The 17,297-nt window shown below is 67.8% G+C and carries 15 protein-coding genes; 12 read left to right on the forward strand and 3 right to left on the reverse strand.

The features are described from left to right. Positions 1-4 precede the first annotated feature (4 nt). On the reverse strand, positions 5-973 hold the full coding sequence (locus BKX98_RS08260; protein WP_073706812.1) for a quinone oxidoreductase: 969 nt from the start codon (positions 971-973) through the stop codon (positions 5-7). Between the two features lie 208 nt (positions 974-1,181). Between BKX98_RS08260 and argC the strand changes: the two genes are divergently transcribed. The 7 genes from argC to BKX98_RS08295 all read left to right on the forward strand — a co-directional run bounded on the left by argC (position 1,182) and on the right by BKX98_RS08295 (position 9,203). Then, positions 1,182-2,213, forward strand: coding sequence for an N-acetyl-gamma-glutamyl-phosphate reductase (gene argC / locus BKX98_RS08265; protein ID WP_073706813.1), 1,032 nt, complete (start codon positions 1,182-1,184; stop codon positions 2,211-2,213). Beyond that, complete coding sequence (gene argJ / locus BKX98_RS08270; RefSeq protein WP_073706814.1) at positions 2,210-3,424, forward strand: bifunctional glutamate N-acetyltransferase/amino-acid acetyltransferase ArgJ; 1,215 nt, start codon at positions 2,210-2,212, stop codon at positions 3,422-3,424. Before argC ends, argJ begins: the two co-directional genes overlap by 4 nt. A gap of 22 nt (positions 3,425-3,446) precedes the next feature. After that, positions 3,447-4,397, forward strand: a complete 951-nt coding sequence (gene argB / locus BKX98_RS08275; protein ID WP_073706815.1) for an acetylglutamate kinase — start codon at positions 3,447-3,449, stop codon at positions 4,395-4,397. Next, the gene (locus tag BKX98_RS08280; protein WP_073706816.1) at positions 4,394-5,659 is read left to right on the forward strand and encodes an acetylornithine transaminase; all 1,266 of its coding nucleotides are present in this window, start codon (positions 4,394-4,396) and stop codon (positions 5,657-5,659) included. The genes argB and BKX98_RS08280 overlap by 4 nt, the downstream gene beginning before the upstream one ends. A gap of 52 nt (positions 5,660-5,711) precedes the next feature. Continuing rightward, a complete protein-coding gene (argF, locus tag BKX98_RS08285; RefSeq protein WP_073706817.1) occupies positions 5,712-6,671 on the forward strand; it encodes an ornithine carbamoyltransferase in 960 nt (319 codons plus the stop codon). 1 nt (position 6,672) lies between these two features. Further along, positions 6,673-7,176 carry an arginine repressor gene (locus BKX98_RS08290; protein WP_038993670.1) on the forward strand — a complete coding sequence of 168 codons (504 nt, stop codon included), beginning with the start codon at positions 6,673-6,675 and terminating at the stop codon, positions 7,174-7,176. A gap of 86 nt (positions 7,177-7,262) precedes the next feature. Then, positions 7,263-9,203 (forward strand): HNH endonuclease signature motif containing protein, encoded by a 1,941-nt coding sequence (locus BKX98_RS08295; protein ID WP_073706818.1) that lies wholly within the window; start codon positions 7,263-7,265, stop codon positions 9,201-9,203. 80 nt (positions 9,204-9,283) lie between these two features. On the opposite strand, the gene BKX98_RS08300 is transcribed toward BKX98_RS08295, so the two are convergent. After that, entirely contained in the window at positions 9,284-9,835 is a 552-nt protein-coding gene (locus BKX98_RS08300) for a macro domain-containing protein (protein WP_038993667.1), read from the reverse strand. A 251-nt stretch (positions 9,836-10,086) separates the two neighbouring features. Here BKX98_RS08300 and argH point away from each other — a divergent pair, with 251 nt between their 5' ends. From argH to tyrS, 5 genes are all read left to right on the forward strand, one after another. Next, complete coding sequence (gene argH / locus BKX98_RS08305) at positions 10,087-11,502, forward strand: argininosuccinate lyase (RefSeq protein ID WP_038993666.1); 1,416 nt, start codon at positions 10,087-10,089, stop codon at positions 11,500-11,502. Between the two features lie 120 nt (positions 11,503-11,622). Continuing rightward, positions 11,623-12,363, forward strand: coding sequence for a maleylpyruvate isomerase family mycothiol-dependent enzyme (locus BKX98_RS08310; RefSeq protein WP_038993665.1), 741 nt, complete (start codon positions 11,623-11,625; stop codon positions 12,361-12,363). Between the two features lie 86 nt (positions 12,364-12,449). Then, on the forward strand, positions 12,450-12,998 hold the full coding sequence (locus BKX98_RS08315) for an adenine phosphoribosyltransferase (RefSeq protein ID WP_121866497.1): 549 nt from the start codon (positions 12,450-12,452) through the stop codon (positions 12,996-12,998). Between the two features lie 217 nt (positions 12,999-13,215). Further along, a complete protein-coding gene (locus BKX98_RS08320; RefSeq protein ID WP_083586695.1) occupies positions 13,216-15,498 on the forward strand; it encodes an AAA family ATPase in 2,283 nt (760 codons plus the stop codon). A gap of 185 nt (positions 15,499-15,683) precedes the next feature. Then, entirely contained in the window at positions 15,684-17,003 is a 1,320-nt protein-coding gene (gene tyrS, locus BKX98_RS08325) for a tyrosine--tRNA ligase (protein WP_052254096.1), read from the forward strand. On the opposite strand, the gene BKX98_RS17230 is transcribed toward tyrS, so the two are convergent. Next, a partial coding sequence (locus BKX98_RS17230; RefSeq protein ID WP_233125310.1) for a hypothetical protein occupies positions 16,996-17,297 on the reverse strand: 302 nt, incomplete at its 5' end. The two genes, tyrS and BKX98_RS17230, sit on opposite strands and share 8 nt — an antisense overlap.

The following is a 17,297-nucleotide window of genomic DNA, read 5'->3' on the forward strand; positions in this document are numbered from 1 at the left end:
TGCGCTAGGGAACCAGGATGATCTTGCCGGTGGTGGCCCGCGATTCCAGCGCGGCGTGCGCCGCGGCGGCCTCGGTGAGCGGGTACTCGGCACCGATGCGCACATCAATCTGGCCGGCGGCGACCCAGCCGAAGATGTCGCCGAAGCGCCAGTGCAGCTCCTGCTCGGTGGCCAGGAAGTCGTCGAGCTTCGGCCGGGTCACGCTCAGCGAGCCGCCGGCGTTCAGCCGCTGCAGGTTGAAGTCGGGCACCTGGCCGGAGGCGCCGCCGAAGAGCACCAGCGTGCCGCGCCGGCGCAGCGCCGCCAGCGAGGTCTCGAAGGTGTCCTTGCCGATGCCGTCGTAGGCCGCATGCACTCCCGCCCCGCCGGTGACCTGCTCGACGGTGGCCGCCACCTGGTCGTAGTCCACCACGTAGTCGGCACCGGCGGCCCGGGCCAGGTCCTTCTTCTCCTGGGTGGAGGCGGTGGTGATCACCGTCGCCCCCTTGAGCTTGAGCAGCTGGGTGAGGATCAGGCCCACGCCGCCGGCGCCGGCATAGGTCAGCACCACGTCGCCCGAGCGCACCATGTAGCTCGAATGCACCAGGTAGTGCGCCGTCATGCCCTGCAGCGGCAGCGCGGCGGCGATATTCAGGTTCACCGCGTCGGGCACCTTGCCCGCCCGCTTGGCGTCCACCAGCGCGTACTGGGCGTAGCCCCGGGAACCGGAGGCGGTGGCCACCCGGTCGCCGACCCGGTAGTTCTGCACGCCGTCGCCGATCTGCTGAACCACGCCGGAGAACTCGGTACCCGGGGTGAAGGGGTAGTCCACCGCGTACACGCCGCTGCGCTGGTAGGTTTCGATGAAGTTCACCCCGGTGGCGGCGATCTTCACCAGCAGCTGGCCCGGTCCCGGGGCAGGGACCGGGATTTCTGCCGGCACCAGTCCGCTGGCGTCGGATGGTTCGTTGACCACGATGGCTTGCTGCTGCATGGAATGGCGCTCCTTGGCTCTGCAGGTCTCGAAACTCTGCGTATTTGGATCCCGGCGCTCGATGCGCTCGATGCCGGGCGGTCTCTACGGCCAGTGTAGGACTTCGGGCGGCCGTGCGGGCGCCGCGCGGGTGGATGTCGGGTTACGTGACGAAGAATTTTATGAATATTTATTAGCGTGCGTGAATATTTCGCGGTAGAATCTGGTCATGACGATTTCAGTAGCTGTTTCCGGCGCCAGCGGATACGCCGGCGGCGAGGTCCTGCGCATCCTCGCGGCGCACCCAGAGGTAGAGATCGGCGCGATCACCGCGCATTCGCAGGCCGGGCAGCGTCTCGGCTCGATCGCCCCGCACCTGCATGCGCTCGCCGACCGGGTCCTGGTGGACACCACCGTGGAAAACCTTGCCGGGCACGACGTGGTGTTCCTGGCCCTGCCGCACGGCGCCTCGGCCGCCGTGGCCGCGGCCCTGCCAGGGAACACCCTGGTCATCGACGCCGGCGCCGACCACCGGCTGGAATCGGCCGCCGCCTGGGAGAAATTCTACGGCTCGCAGCACGCAGGCTTCTGGCCCTATGGCCTGCCCGAGCTACCCGGGCAGCGCGAAAAGCTGGCCGGAACCAAGCGCGTCGCCGTCCCCGGCTGCTATCCGACCGGCGCGCAGCTGGCCCTGGCCCCCGGCTTTGCCGCCGGGCTGCTGGAAGCCGACGACGTGGTCATCATCTCCGCCTCGGGCACCTCGGGCGCCGGCAAGTCGCTCAAGCCCCACCTGCTGGGCAGCGAGGCGATGGGCTCGATGAGCACCTACGGGGTGGGCGGCTCGCACCGCCACATCCCGGAAATGGAGCAGGGCTTCTCCAAGCTGGCCGGCGAAGAAGTCACCGTCTCCTTCACCCCGACCCTGGCCCCGATGCCGCGCGGCATCCTGACCACCGCCACCGCCAAGGTGAAGCCGGGCGTCACCGCAGCGCAGCTGCGCGAGGCCTGGACCGAGGCCTACGCCCACGAGCTGTTCGTGCACCTGCTGCCCGAGGGCCAGTGGCCGACCACCGGCGCGGTGCTCGGATCCAACCACGTCCAGCTGCAGCTGGCCTTCGATACGCACGCGAACCGCGTGATCGCCACCGCAGCGCTGGATAACCTGACCAAGGGCACCGCAGGTGCCGCCGTCCAGTCGATGAACATCGCACTGGGACTGGAAGAAAACACCGGACTGCTCATGCAAGGAGTCGCACCGTGAGCCTCGCCTACACCCCCACCCACCCCTCGGCATCCGGCACCGGCGTCACCGCCCCGGCAGGCTTCGCGGCCGCCGGCGTGCCGGCAGGGCTGAAGTCCACCGGCAAGAACGACGTGGTCGTGGTGCAAAACCTCGGCCCGCAGTTCACCGCCGCCGGCGTGTTCACCTCCAACCGCGTGGCCGCCGCCCCGGTGCACTGGTCCAAGCAGGTGCTGGCCGATGGCCGCATCGACGCGGTGGTGCTCAACTCCGGCGGAGCGAACGCCTGCACCGGCGCCGAAGGCTTCGCCAACACCCATAAGACCGCCGAATACGCCGCGCAGCTGCTCTCGGTTTCCGCCGGCGATGTTGCGGTGGCCTCCACCGGGCTGATCGGCGTGCAGCTGCCGTTGGACAAGCTGCTGCCCGGCGTGCAAGCAGCCGCCAGCGCCTTGGCCAGTGACCAGAACGCCGCCGATCAGGCGGCCGCGGGCATCATGACCACCGACACCGTGCCGAAGCTGGTCTCCCGCATCGTCGGGGCCCCGGGCTCCGGCCAGGTGGTCATCGGCGGCATGGCCAAGGGCGCGGGCATGCTCGCCCCGGCGCTGGCCACCATGCTCGTGGTGCTCACCACCGACGCGCAGCTGACCGCCGAGCAGGCCGATGCGGCCCTGCGCGCCGCCACCGCGATGAGCTTCGACCGCGCGGATTCCGATGGCTGCATGTCCACCAACGACACCGTGCTGCTGCTGGCCTCCGGCGCTTCGGGCACCACCCCGGACCTGGCCGACTTCACCGCCGCGCTGACCGACGCCTGCTGCGAGCTGGCGGCGAAGCTGATCGAGGATGCCGAAGGGGCCGATCACACCATCGCGATCCGCACCTTCAACGCCGCCACCGAGGCCGACGCGCTGGAAGTCTCCAAGGCCGTCTCGCGCTCCAACCTGGTCAAGACCGCCGTCTTCGGCAAGGACCCGAACTGGGGCCGCGTGCTCTCCGAGGTCGGCACCACCAAGGCGGCCTTCGAACCCGACGAGCTGAACGTCTCGATCAACGGCGTGATGGTCTGCAAGAACGGCGGCGTCGGCGAGGACCGCAACCTGGTCAGCCTCGAGGAGCGCAATGTGCGCATCGAGATCGACCTGAACGCCGGCACCGAGGAAGCGACCGTGCTGACCAACGACCTGACCCACGACTACGTCCACGAGAACTCCGCCTACTCCAGCTAGGCAGAAGCAAGGGAATTCAGCTATGGCCCACACCGCCCGCACCAACCTGGATACCGCCCAATCCAAGGCCGAAGCGCTGATCGAGGCGCTGCCCTGGATCCAGCGCTTCGCCGGGACCACCATGGTCATCAAATACGGCGGCAACGCGATGGTCAACGACGAGCTGCGCCGCGCCTTCGCCGAGGACATCGTGTTCCTGCGCCACGCCGGAATCAACCCGGTCGTGGTGCACGGCGGCGGCCCGCAGATCAACAAGATGCTCGACACCCTGGGGATCGAATCGGAATTCCGCGGCGGGCTGCGGGTGACCACCCCCGAAGCCATGGACGTGGTGCGCATGGTGCTCACCGGCCAGGTGCAGCGCGACCTGGTCGGCCTGATCAACTCGCACGGACCCTACTCGGTGGGCATGTCCGGCGAGGACGGCGCCACCTTGCAGGCGGTGCGCACCGGCACCATCGTCGACGGGCTGCCGGTGGATCTGGGGCTGGTCGGCGAGGTCACCCGCGTGCGCACCGACCAGGTCGACTCGCTGGTGGACGCCGGGATGATCCCGGTGATCTCCACCGTCGCCCCGGAGTTCGACGCCGACGGCGAGCCCACCGGCGCGGTGCTGAATGTCAACGCGGATACCGCCGCGGCGGCGCTGGCCACCGCGCTGGGCGCTGCCAAGCTGGTGATCCTCACCGACGTGGAGGGGCTGTACGCGGCCTGGCCGGACAAGTCCTCGCTGATCAGCTCCATCACCAACGACGAGCTGCGTACGATGCTGCCCGGCCTGGAATCGGGCATGATCCCGAAAATGGGCGCCTGCCTCAAGGCCGTCGACGAGGGCGTGGGGCAGGCCCACATCGTCGATGGCCGCCAGCCGCACTCGATGCTGCTGGAAATCTTCACCACCGCCGGCGTGGGCACCCAGGTGCTCCCCGCCGCCAACACCGCAAGCAATACCGCACAGAAGGACGCCAAGTGAGCGAGCACGCCGACCCAACCACCGATTCCGCGCTGGCCGGCAGCGCAGCCGCCGAGGTGGCCGGGCTGAGCCAGCTCTCCTCGGCCGCACTGGCCGACCGCTACTCCAACTCCCTGCTCGGCGTCTTCGGCACCCCGCAGCGGGTGCTGGTGCGCGGATCGGGCTGCCACGTCTGGGACGCCGACGGCAACCAGTACCTGGATCTGCTCGGCGGCATCGCGGTGAACACCCTCGGCCACGGGCACCCGCTGCTCGCCTCGGTGATCTCCAGCCAGCTGGCCACCCTGGGCCATGTCTCGAACTTCTTCACCAGCCCCAGCCAGATCGCGCTGGCCGAGAAGCTGCTGGAGATCTCCGCCGCCCCGGCCGGCTCCAAGGTGTTCTTCGCCAACTCCGGCACCGAAGCCAATGAGGCGGCGCTGAAGCTGACCCGGCGCAATGCCGGCACCGCCGACGCACCGCGCACCAAGGTGATCGCCCTGGAACACGCCTTCCACGGCCGCACTCTCGGCGCGCTGTCGCTGACCTACAAGGAGAAGTACCGCGCCCCATTCGCCCCGCTGCCGGGCAACGTGCAGTGGATCGAGGCCGGGAACATCGAGGCGCTGCGCGCCGCGGTGGACGAGACCGTGCAGGCGGTGTTCATCGAGCCGATCCAGGGCGAGGCCGGGGTGCGGCTGCTTTCTGCCGAGTACCTGGCCGCCGCCCGGCAGATCACCCGCGAGGCCGGCGCGCTGCTGGTCTTCGACGAGGTGCAGACCGGCATGGGCCGCACCGGCTCGTTCTTCGCCTCCGCACCGGTGATCCCGGATGTGATGACGCTGGCCAAGGGCCTGGGCGGCGGCTTCCCGATCGGCGCGATGATCGTCTTCGGCGAAGAGAACACCAAATGGCTGGCCCCGGGCGACCACGGCACCACCTTTGGCGGGAACCCGGTGGCCTGCGCCGCGGGCCTGGCGGTCATCCACACCATCGAAGCGCAGAACCTGCTGGCCCATGTGCGCGCCACCGGCCACTGGCTGCGCGAGCAGCTGGCGGGCATCGAGGGCATTTGTGCGGTGCGCGGCGCCGGGCTGCTCACCGCCTTCGAACTTGTTTCCGCGAACGCGCCGAAGCTGGTGGCCGCGGCGCTGGATGCCGGCTTCATCGTGAACGCCACCGACGAGCAGACCATCCGCCTGGCCCCGCCGCTGGTGATCACCACCGAGCAGCTGGGCACCCTGATTGCCGCCCTGCCGCAGCTGATCAGCGCGGCCAGCTAGCGGCCGGCATGAACCTCGCCACCACCCCTGAGACGAGCAAAGGAATCACCCCATGAGCGCAACCCGCCACTTCTTGACCGACCTGGACTTCACCCCCGACGAGCAGTCCAAGGTGCTGGATCTGGCCGCGGCGATGAAGGCCGACAAGTACGGCTATGCCCCGTACGCCGGCCCGCAGACCGTCGCGGTCTTCTTCGACAAGACCTCCACCCGCACCCGGGTCTCCTTCCACGCCGGCATCGCCGAACTGGGCGGCTCCCCGCTGGTCATCAACTCCGCCGACTCGCAGCTGGGCCACAAGGAGTCCATCGCCGACTCCGCCAAGGTGCTCGAACGCATGGTCTCCACCATCGTGTGGCGCACCTTCGCCCAGTCGGGCCTGGAGGAAATGGCCGCGAATTCCTCGGTGCCGGTGATCAACGCGCTGTCCGACGACTACCACCCCTGCCAGCTGATCGCCGACCTGCTCACCGTGCGCGAGCACAAGGGCAAGACCAAGGGGCTGACCATGAGCTACCTGGGCGACGCGGCCAACAACATGGCCAACTCCTACCTGCTGGCCGGGGTGACCGCCGGCATGCACGTGCGCATCGCCGGTCCCGAAGGCTACCTGCCCTCCGCATCGATCATCGCCGCGGCTGAAGAACGCGCGGCACTCACCGGGGGATCGGTCATGATCACCACCGATGCCGCCGCCGCGCTCGCCGACGCCGACGTGGTCGTCACCGACACCTGGGTCTCCATGGGCCAGGAGGACGAGAAGGAAGCACGGCTGAAGCTGTTCACCGGCTACTCGGTGACCGCGCAGGCGATGAAGCTGGCCAAGGACGACGCGATCGTGCTGCACTGCCTGCCGGCCTACCGCGGCTACGAGATCGACACGGAGGTCATCGACGGCCCGCAGTCGGTGGTGTTCGACGAGGCCGAGAACCGCGTGCACGCGCAGAAGGCGGTCATGACTTGGCTGATGGTCGCTTCCGGCCTGGCAGACGACGACCGGGTGGAGCTCTAGGATGTCCGCCCAGCCCAGCACCAAGACCGCCCGCCAGGCCCGCATCCGCGCCTTCTTGGGAAACAACTCCGTCAAGTCCCAGGCCGAGCTGCTGGGCCTGCTCAAGGAGGACGGGCTCGAAGTCACCCAGGCCACGCTCTCGCGCGACCTGGTGGAAATCGGCGCGGTGCGCATCCGCGACAACTCCGGCCAGCTGATCTACGCGGTGCGCCAGGAGGGCGGGGACCGTTCCCCGCAGACCGCGATCACCCAGGAAGTGCTCGACGCGCGCCTGGCGAAGATCTGCGCCGAGCAGCTGGTCACCGCCGAAGCCAGCGGCAACATCGTGGTCCTGCGCACCCCGCCAGGCGCCGCGAACCTGCTGGCCCTGGCCATCGACCACTCGCAGATGCCCTCGATCCTGGGCTGCATCGCGGGGGATGACACCATCATGCTCACCACCCGCGCGGTCGACGGCGGCGCCGAAGTCGCCGCCCGCTTTCTGCAGCTGGCCGAGCCCCGCTAGGCACCAGCACCCTAGCCGCCGCGAACTTCTCCACAGTTCGCGGCGGCTTCGCCATGCCCGCCCCCGTAGCGCCGGATGATCGGTGCATGGAACAACACGAACACGTCGGCACCCAAGGCACCGCAGGGCCTGCCGATCCGGCCACCGGCCTGGCCGCCGTATTGGCCAGCACCGCAGAGCAGCTGGCCAGCGGAACCCCGCTGGATGCGGCCAGCCTGCTGCGTGCCGAGGCCGCGTGCCTGAACCTGTTCCAGCACCTCGGCGCCCAGGCCTCGCGCAGCACCGATCCGCGCCTTGCCCTGGCCCACGCCCACTTTGCCGAAGCCTTCGGCCAACACGCCACCCGCGCCCTCATCATCGCCGCAAGCCTGGTGGAAACCACCGCAGCCCACGCCCTGGACCTCGATGAGTTCGACCACCTGCGCGCGGGCACCACCGACTTCAGCGCCCCGCCCCAATTCGCGCCCGGCCGCACCGTCTACCTGGATGCCGCCACCGTGCTCTCGCAGCTGCTGGACCTGAACTATTTCGAGGCCGACCGCCGCGTCAAGGACGCCCACCTGATCCACGCCCGCAAGGACATCTCCGGCACCGCCTGCGCCCCGCGCTTCACCCTGCTTGCCGAGCACTTCGCAGCCCCCGCCCCCGGCCTGCCGTCTGCCGCCTCGGCCACCGCCGGCACGATCACCGCGGAATCGTCCGCGCCCGCCGGCTGGGCCCTGCCGGAGCTGCACAACGCCCCGGACCCGCGCGAAGTGCTGAAAACCGCCCGTGCGCTGGACAAGTTCGAACCCCAAGACACCACCTTCGACGGCCTGCCCACCGCGGCGACCGCCAAGGCCGCCGACGGCAACTTGCTGGAGGAGCACGCCGCCGCGCACCTGAAGGAAGACCGGATCCGCATCCGCCGAAAGCGCATCAACGGCTTGATCAAGGACTACAAGGACGCGCACGCCCAGGGCAAGACCCCGAAACTGGGCCTTTTCCGCGGCAAGGTGGTCAACGGCGTGCATGAATTCATCGTGCGCGTGCGGGAGATCGACGCGGAGCTCTGGGAATCGCTGATCACGCAGGCCGACAACAAGCGCACCAAGGCCGGCGCCGCCGCCCGCCAAGCAGCAGACGCAGCAGATGCCGCCGGCGATGACCCGGCAGATGGCCAGCGCTCCGGCAACAGCAGCTCAGACCAGCAAACTGGTGACACCGGCAATCCTGCGGCCGACGGGCAGCCCACCGGCCGCAGGGGCGCACAGGCCCCCGACGCGCCTGGCCCGGGAAACGACCAGCAAACGCACAATGGCACGACAGGGCAGGACGCAGCGTCCGACCGCCTCTGGCACAGCGGCCAACCTGCCCCGGACTGGGCGGGCATTGAGCCGGATTCCCCGCCAGAAGAATCCGCGCCAGATGAATCCCCGCCAGATGATGCCCGTTCGGATCCGGCCCCGCCGCCGGGCCTGCCAGAAACCTGCTCGGTGCCCGAACGCCGGCTCAACGCGCTGAACGCCATCCTGCGCAATACCGGCAGGGAAAGCAACGGCCAACGCATCATCCCTGAAATCGTGGTGCACGCGCACCTGGAGGATCTCCAGGATCTCGCAACGCTCACCGGCATCAGCGCCCACGGCGTGAAAATCTCTGCGCCGCAGCTGCGCACCATGCTGTGCGAAGCGAAAGTGCTCAGCCCGATCTACGACGCTGACGGGATGGTCATCGACATCGGCCGCGACGCCAGATACTTCCCGCGCTGGATGAAGCTTGCCGCCCGCGACCGGGACAGCGGTTGCCTGGTCCCTGGCTGCACGCAGGACCCGGCCCTGCTCGAATTCCACCACTTCAGGCCATGGGCCAAGGGAGGCCGGACCCGGCTCCAGGACTGCTGCCCGCTGTGCGCAGCGCACCACACCATGGTCCACAGCGGCTACCTGAAAGTGGTCAAGGTCAGGGGACTGCCCCACATCATCCTGCCCAAGCACCTCGATCCGCTGCAACTGCCGCAACGCAACGCCTATTTCGCCCGGACCTAGCTGCCCGAGATCGCAAAACTGCCGCGCACTCGGTACCAAGTGCGCGGCAGTTTTCGTGCGTTGATGCCGATCGGGCCGGATCAGGCGGCAAGCTCCTCCACGGCGTCAAGCGAGAATGCGCGCTCGAAAGCTGCCTGGACCTCGTCGGTATGGGCCACCAGAATGATCTTGTGGATCGGTGAAATGTGCTTGTTGGTCTCGACCCACCGGCTGATGGCTGCATGGGCGATGTCGGCAACCTGTTCGGGATCCCATCCGAAGGCACCTGCGCCAATCGCCGGGAACGCGACCGAGTGGGCCTCATGGCGGGCGGCGACGTAGAGGGAATTCACGAAGCAGTCATCAAGGATCTTCGGGTTCGGCTTGATCAGCGCCAGATTCGGAGCTGCGGTGTGCACGACCCACTTGGCCTGCAGATTCCCGGCCTTGGTGATGACGGCAATGCCCGAGGGGATTCCGTCGGGGTAGCGGTTGGCGCGAATCTCCCGGCAAGCGGCCAGCAGGCTGGGGCCGGCGGCTGCATGGATGGCGCCGTCGACGCCGCCACCACCGAGCAGTGAAGGATTAGCCGCATTGACGATGGCATCAACTTTCAGGGTGGTGATGTCGCCCCGGTACAGCTGGATTTCCATTTGGTACCTCCGAAGATCGTTCCGTATCGGCTCTATGATCACACCATACGCCCGGGCGCTGAGGACTGGAAGAGGCAAAACTTAAGGTTTCCTGCGTGTTCCAGAGCTCCATCGATCATCGCCACGCAGGCCACGGCGGAAATCATGCGATGCATGAATTGGCACAACGTTGCATAAATATGAGTTGCATTGCATAAAGCTTTGCTAGAGTAGGGTGCAGTGCAATTTTTACCGGCAGAAAGGAACGGGCCATGGCCTCGTCAACAAATGAAGGATCGCTCTGGGGCGGTCGCTTCTCCGGCGGCCCAGCGGATGCAATGGCAGCGCTGAGCAAGTCCACCCACTTCGACTGGCGCCTGGCCAGCTACGACATTGCCGGATCCCGTGCCCATGCCAAGGTGCTCAATCGCGCTGGCCTGCTCACCGATGCCGAGCTGGCAGACATGATCACCGCGCTGGACCAGCTGGAAGCAGACGTGCTCTCCGAGGCCTATGTTGCCGCGCCCACCGACGAGGACGTCCACGGCTCGCTGGAGCGCGGGCTGCTGGAGCGCGCAGGAACCACCCTGGGCGGCAAGCTGCGCGCCGGCCGTTCGCGCAATGACCAGATCGCCACCCTGGGCCGCATGTTCCTGCGCGACCACGCGCGGATCATCGCCCGCGGCGTGATCGACACCCTCGACGCCATGGTCCAGCAGGCCAAGGCCCACCCGTATGCGCCGATGCCCGGCCGCACCCACCTGCAGCATGCCCAGCCGATCCTGCTCTCGCACCTGCTGCTGGCCTACTCCTGGCCGCTGCTGCGCGACGTGCAGCGCCTGATCGACTGGGACAAGCGCGCCGCCGTTTCGCCCTATGGCTCTGGTGCGCTGGCCGGCCAGACCCTGGGCCTGGATCCGAACTTCGTCGCCGCCGAGCTGGGCTTCGACTCCGCCGTGCACAACTCGATCGACGGCACCGCAGCCCGCGACGTGTTCGCCGAATTCTCCTGGATCGCCGCCATGATCGGCGTGGACCTGTCCCGCGTGAGCGAAGAAGTCATCCTCTGGGCCACCAAGGAATTCAGCTTCGTGAAGCTGCACGACTCCTTCTCCACCGGCTCCTCGATCATGCCGCAGAAGAAGAACCCGGACATTGCCGAGCTGGCCCGCGGCAAGGCAGGCCGGCTGATCGGCGACCTGACCGGCCTGCTGGCCACGCTCAAGGCGCTGCCGCTGGCCTACAACCGCGACCTGCAGGAAGACAAGGAGCCGGTGTTCGACGCCGCGGACACCCTGGAACTCCTGTTGCCTGCGGTCGCCGGCATGATGGGCACGCTGACTTTCAATACCGAGCGCATGGCCGAGCTGGCCCCGCAGGGCTTTGCGCTGGCCACCGACATCGCCGAATGGCTGGTCCGCCAGGGCGTGCCGTTCCGCGACGCCCACGAGCTCTCCGGCGCGGCCGTGCAGCTGGCCGAATCGCGCGGCGTGGAACTGTGGGACCTGACGGACGAGGACTACGCCGGGATCTCCGAGCATCTGACCCCTGCGGTGCGCGAGGTGCTCTCCACCGAGGGCTCGCTGAACGCCCGCAACGGCCAGGGCGGCACCGCCCCGAGCGCCGTCGCGGCGCAGCTGGAAGAGTTCGAACGCCAGCTGGCCGAGATCAAGGCCTGGGCCAAGTAGCACTGTCCACGTGGCAGGCGGCCGCCGATCAGGAAGCATCCCGCCCGGCGGCCGCTGCCGTTTCAACTATGGCCTCCTGCCCTTGCGCATTTGTCCCAGGTTCGCGCTAGAGTGTGCTTCATGACACAACTCCTGGCCCCGGCCGAACTGATCGCACAGGTCACCACCGCATTGGATGAGCTGACCGTGCAGCTGCGCGAGGTTCCGGCCACGCAGTACACCAAGCCGAGCTCGCTGCCGGGGTGGAGCACCGCCCAGCTGATCGCGCACCTGGCCTCCTTCGCGAAGGCCGCCGTGCGCCAATTCGAGCACGCCGGAGCGGACCAGCTGCCCTCGATGTACGACGGCGGCGCCGAGGGCCGGATCGAGGCGATCAACATGACCGCGCTGATGCGCCCCGAATCCCTGCGTGCCCTGGCCACCGACGGGTTGGCCCAGTTGCGCGCCGTCCTGCCCGGCGTCGAAGACGTCTGGGAGCAGCCGGTGGGGTACCGCCCGGGCGCCACGGCCGCGGACCTGATGTACGCGACCTGGCGCGAGATGCTGATTCACGCCACCGACCTGGACGAATTCGTCCGCCCTGCCGCCAGCTGGCCGGCGGCCTTCAGCGCGCACCTGTTCCGTGCGCTCGAAGCCCGCGTTCCTGAAGGAACCCGCCTGGTGCTGCAGCCGCATGGGAAGACCCCGATCGTGCTCGGGAACGGCTCGAAATCCTGGGTGCTTTCGGGCACGGATTTCGATTTGGCCGCCTGGATGGCTGGACGCCCGGCAGCCGGGCCGGTGCAGGTCACCGCCGCCGCCGATTCGGCCGCCGACCCGCAGCTGCTGCCCTGGCCCAGCGATCGGCTGATGGCCCGCTAGAACCGGGCGCACCGCGCCGGGGCCGCCCGGAATGTGCTCATGATTATGCACGAGCGTGGGAAAAGCTGCGCGCAAAGGGACTAAAATTGGCAGACGTGACTACTTCTGAGAGCATTAGCGACCTGCTGGACCGACTGTGCGAGATCGTGCCCGATTACCCGCAGCCGGGGATCTCCTTCAAGGACCTCACCCCGGTCTTCGCCGACCCGGTCGGCCTGCGCCGCATGGTCGACGAACTGATCGCACCCTTCGAAGGGCAGTTCGACATCGTCGCGGGCCTCGAAGCGCGCGGTTTCGTGCTGGCCGCGGCGGCCGCCTACGCATCGGGCAAGGGCATGCTGACCATCCGCAAGGCAGGCAAGCTGCCGCGCGAGGTCTACCGCGACGAGTACACCTTGGAGTACGGCACCAGCTGCCTGGAGGTGCACAAGGACGAGATCGCCCCGGGCACCCGCGTGCTGATCCTCGACGACGTGCTCGCCACCGGCGGCACCGTCGGATCGGCGGTCCGCCTGCTCCAGCAGACCGGCGCGAAGATCGCCGGCGTCGGCGTCGTGCTGGAACTCGACGGCCTGGGCGGCCGCGCCAAGCTGCCGGGGCAGCAGGTCGTGTCCTTGCAGGTCGTGCATTCCTGAACCTGTGTGGGCGGGTAACAATCCGCCACGGTTCCACGCCGCTGGCGAACAACCCTCCGGCGGGCCCGGACCGCGCGCGGGCAACGGCGCACGGGATTACCTGCGCCGGCGAAAAGGCGCGTATCATTATCTGTCCTGCGTTTTTACGCGGGAACCGTTGCACGCGGGGCCCTGCGCCCTGCACACGGGCACATCTTGAGCGCGAGGGGAAACTGGGTTGACCGACACCATCGAGGCCGATCTGCTAGCTGAATCCGAGTATGTGGGCCGCCTGTATGCGCGGCTGGACGAGTTGCGCGCCGAAAAGCTGGAGCAGCTGGAGCGCACCCGGGCCCAGGGGGCCGTGGGCACCTTCCAGAACATGTCCGAACGCGACTCCTTCGCCACGCTCTACGAGGACCGGATCGCCCAGCTCGACGCCGTCGAGGACCGCCTGGTCTTCGGCCGGCTGGACATGGCGGCCAACGGCCGGCAACAGCAGCCCGGCGACGCCGATTCCGCGGCCGCGCCGCGCTACATCGGCCGCATCGGCCTGTCCGACGAGGACCTGAATCGGCTGATGATCGACTGGCGGGCCAGCGAAGCCGCCCCGTTCTACCAGGCCACCGCGCTGAATCCGCGCGGGGTGCGCCGCCGCCGCCACCTGATGCTCAAGGGCCGCTCCGTGGCAGGCATCGAGGACGACGTGCTCGACGAGACCTGGCTGGACGAGGGCCACACGCACCACGGCGAAGGCGCGCTGATGGCGGCCCTGCGCGAGAAGCGCACCGGCCGCATGGGCGACATCGTCGGCACCATCCAGGCCGAGCAGGACGCGATCATCCGCGCCCAGCTGCCCGGGGCCGTGGTGGTCCAGGGCGGCCCGGGCACCGGCAAGACCGCCGTCGCCCTGCACCGCGCGGCCTTTCTGCTCTACGAATACCGCGATCGGCTGAAGAACGCCGGCGTGCTGATCGTCGGCCCCTCCAACTCCTTCATGCGCTACATCGAGCGCGTGCTGCCCTCGCTGGGCGAGACCGGCGTGGTCATGTCCTCGGTGGGCGATCTCTACCACGGAATCCACGCCGTGCCGGAAGCCAACCGCACCGTCGCCCGGCTCAAGGGCCAGCTGTCCATGGCCAAGGTGATCGCCAACGCGGTGCGCAACCGCCAGCGGCTGATCCCGGAAGACCGGACCCTGGTGGTGGAGGGCACGCGCCTGGTGCTGACCCCGAAGATGGTCAAGAACGCGCGCGAACGCGCCCGCCACACCCGCAAGCCGTACAACGAGGCCCGCGAAACCTTCGTCAAGGTGCTGGTGGGCGAACTGGCCGAGCAGCTGCGCCGCAAGCTGGAGGAATCGGCCGGGCAGTCCTCGACCACCGACCGCTCCTACCTGCCGCAGGAGGTGCGCGAATCGCACGATGTGCGCGTGGCGCTGAACCTGTGCTGGATGCCGATGACCCCGCAGCAGCTGGTGGCCGAGCTGTTCGCCACCCCGCACCTTCTGGCCGCCGCCGCCCCGCATCTGGCCGAGCACGAACGCGATGCCCTGTACCGCAGGGCCGGCTCGCCGTTCACCGAGGCCGATGTGCCGCTGCTGGACGAGGCCGCCGGGCTGCTCGGCGACTTCGCCGACCCGCTGGAAGGCGCCCGCACCGCCCAGTACGAGGCCGACGTGGAGAACGCCAAGGCCGCCCTGCGCAATATGCACACGATGCTGGAAAACGCCGGCATCGACGGCGTGGTCACCGCGGAGCAGGTAGCCGGGGTGAACCAGGAAACCGCCGTGCGGCTCACCGCCGCCGAACGCGCGGTGGCCGACCGCACCTGGGCCTACGGGCATATCGTCGTCGACGAGGCGCAGGAGCTCTCGCCGATGCAGTGGCGCCTGCTGATCCGCCGCTGCCCGATGAAGTCCTTCACCATCGTCGGCGATATCGCCCAGACCTCGGCCGCCTCGGGCGCCAGCAGCTGGTCCCAGGCCCTGGAGCCGTTCTTCGGCGACCGCTTCGAACTCGAAGAACTGACCGTGAACTACCGCACCCCCGCGCAGATCGCCGACGCGGCGGTGCGCGTTGCCCAGGCCGCCGGCCTGCGCATCACCACCCCGCAGGCGGTCCGCGAGGGCGACTGGCCGCCGGTGCTGACCCGCACCACCTCCGCCAAGGTGCAGGACACGGTGCTGGCCGCGCTGCGCGAAGAACTGGAGTATTCGTCCGGGGGACTGCAGGCGATCATCGTGCCGCAGCAGGACCTGGCCCGCATCCGCGCGGCGGTCGAGCAGGTCTACGGCGACCGCGTCGGCAGCGGCTCGGGCGGGTTGAGCCAGGACATCGTGGTGATCACCGCGCGCGAGTCCAAGGGCCTGGAATTCGACGGCGTGCTGATCCTTGAACCTGCCGAGCTGGTGGACGAGGTCGACGGCGGCGTCGGCGATTTGTACGTGGCGATGACCCGCACCACCCAGCGGCTGCACGTGGTCCACGCCCGCGAGTTGCCCGAGGGCATGGAAGCCTAGCGGCCCGCGCGGTTGCAGATGTGACCAAGGGGCGGGCCGGGCAAGTGGCACGAGCCCGCCGGCAGGCGATAACCTTGAACCTGTGTGCCGGGAACGCAACCCCGACTCCCGGCGCGATCACAGGTGCACGCAGGCAAATGCGTGCACTCGGGGCAGAACGAAGACAGAAAATGGTCACAGTGAGCATGTCTGATACGAAGCAGAATCCCGTGATTGCGGGACAGAGCAACGACGCATCTTTCGAGAACGTCTGGCAGGAATTGAAGTGGCGCGGCCTGGTGCACGTGTCCACCGACGAAGCCGAGCTGGAACGAGCCCTGTCCGAAGAATCTGTGACCTACTATTGCGGATTCGATCCCACCGCGCCGTCCCTGCACCTGGGCAATCTGGTGCAGCTGCTGAACATGCGACGCCTGCAGCTGGCCGGCCACAAGCCGCTGGCACTGGTGGGCGGTTCCACCGGCCTGATCGGCGACCCGCGGCAGACCGCCGAGCGCACCTTGAACACCAAGGAAACCGTGACTGAATGGGTCGCCAAGCTCCAGGCCCAGGTTTCCCGCTTCCTCTCCGCCGAAGGCGAGAATGCGGTGCGCCTGGTCAACAACCTGGACTGGACCGCGCAGCTGTCGGCCCTGGACTTCCTGCGCGACGTGGGCAAGTACTTCCGCGTAGGCACCATGGTCAAGAAGGAGATCGTGGCCGCGCGCCTGAACTCCGACGAGGGCATCAGCTACACCGAGTTCTCCTATCAGGTGCTGCAGGGCTACGACTTCCTGGAGCTGAACCGCCAGTACGGCTGCACCCTGCAGACCGGCGGCTCGGACCAGTGGGGCAACCTGACCAGCGGCACCGACCTGATCCGCAAGGTCCAGGGCAACTCGGTGCACGCCTATGGCACGCCGTTGATCACTAACTCCGACGGCACGAAGTTCGGCAAGTCCGAGGGCAACGCCATCTGGCTGGATGCCGAGATGTGCAGCCCGTACACCTTCTACCAGTTCTGGCTGAACACCGCCGACGCCGACGTGATCGACCGCCTGAAGGTCTTCACCTTCCTGACCCGCGAGCAGATCGCGGAATTGGAAACCGAGGTTGCCGAGCGCCCGTTCAAGCGCGTCGCCCAGCGCACCTTGGCCTGGGAAGTCACTTCCCTGGTTCACGGAGTGCAGGCCACCGAACAGGTGATCGCCGCTTCGGCTGCGGTCTTCGGCAATGGCGATCTTGGCGCAATCGATCTTCCTACCCTGGAATCGGTCATCGCCGAGCTGCCTTCGGCAAAGGTCGCCGCGGACGATCTGGGCATCCTGAATGTCCTGGTGGCATCGGGCCTGAGCAAGTCATTGTCCGAAGCGCGCCGCACGGTAGCCGAAGGTGGCGCCTACGTGAACAACGCCAAGGTCGACGGCATCGAAACCGAACTGGCCGAGTCGGACTTCCTGCATGGCCGGTACGCGATCGTGCGCCGCGGCAAGAAGAACATGGCAGTGGCTGAACTGGTCAAGTAAGGCCCGCGAACAGCTGCACTACACGAAACCGCCAGAAAAACTTGTGAACCAAGACACTTTTCTGGCGGTTTTGTTGTACCAAATTAACAAAATTCCTAGTCAAGCTCGAAATAATAAGTGAAAACAAGCCTGCTGGCCGATTTTGCGTCGTGGCGGGATGCGTGTAAAGTTTTATCTCGCGCCGCTGATCCGGACGGCCTGAAAAGGCGAATCGGAAACAGCGGGGTGAACCAGTCTGAAACGCCGAGTTGACAATGGTCAACGCGGTGGTAAGCTGGAAAAGTTGCTCCGGAG

This window comes from Glutamicibacter sp. 0426, assembly GCF_001906485.1.
GTDB lineage: Bacteria > Actinomycetota > Actinomycetes > Actinomycetales > Micrococcaceae > Glutamicibacter > Glutamicibacter nicotianae.